Origin of the sequence: Pantoea sp. Morm, from assembly GCF_016643525.1 — a bacterium.
GTDB lineage: Bacteria > Pseudomonadota > Gammaproteobacteria > Enterobacterales > Enterobacteriaceae > Pantoea > Pantoea dispersa.
Genome location: NZ_VOQX01000273.1, coordinates 1 through 701, shown reverse-complemented (window position 1 = coordinate 701; position 701 = coordinate 1). Strand labels below are relative to the sequence as shown.

Genomic DNA, 701 nt, shown 5'->3' with positions numbered 1-701 from the left:
TTACCACTTTGTGATTCATGACTGGGGTGAAGTCGTAACAAGGTAACCGTAGGGGAACCTGCGGTTGGATCACCTCCTTACCTGAAGATACCTTCCCGCGAAGTGCTCACACAGATTGTCTGATGAAAAAGTAATGAGCAAAGCGTCTTACGAAAGAGACTTCAGTGTCCCCTTCGTCTAGAGGCCTAGGACACCGCCCTTTCACGGCGGTAACAGGGGTTCGAATCCCCTAGGGGACGCCACTTGCTGGTAATGAGTGAAAGGCGTTACCGATAATACTTCAGAGTGTGCTGATTAAGCATGCTGCGAAGTATTTGCTCTTTAACAATCCGGAACAAGCTGAAAATTTGAAACGACGCGTCGTATTCATTCTCCGTAATAAGAATGAAATGACGATGCGTTCGAGTCTCTCAAAAGCTTACAGCTTACAAGCAACTGTGATGCAGTAGCGAGCGAGCAGTAAAGAAGGCAAGGCGCGACGGCGCACAGCCAGCGGAGCGTACTGAAGTACGTGAGCATGGCGGGCACCGCGCAACGACGCATTCTTTACGCGCAGCCGTTACGGCAGACAGATAAACGCCTGTGGGTTGTGAGGTTAAGCGACTAAGCGTACACGGTGGATGCCCTGGCAGTCAGAGGCGATGAAGGACGTGCTAATCTGCGAAAAGCGACGGTAAGGTGATATGAACCGCTACAGCCGT

Annotated in this window: 1 tRNA gene and 2 rRNA genes; all 3 read left to right on the top strand. The window is 51.1% G+C overall.

Annotated elements, in window-relative coordinates:
• Positions 1 to 80: ribosomal RNA gene (locus tag FT726_RS27515) — 16S ribosomal RNA — on the top strand; the annotation flags it as partial.
• 86 nt (positions 81 to 166) lie between these two features.
• A tRNA-Glu gene (locus FT726_RS27510) sits at positions 167 to 242 on the top strand.
• 351 nt (positions 243 to 593) lie between these two features.
• A 23S ribosomal RNA gene (locus FT726_RS27505) occupies positions 594 to 701 on the top strand; the annotation flags it as partial.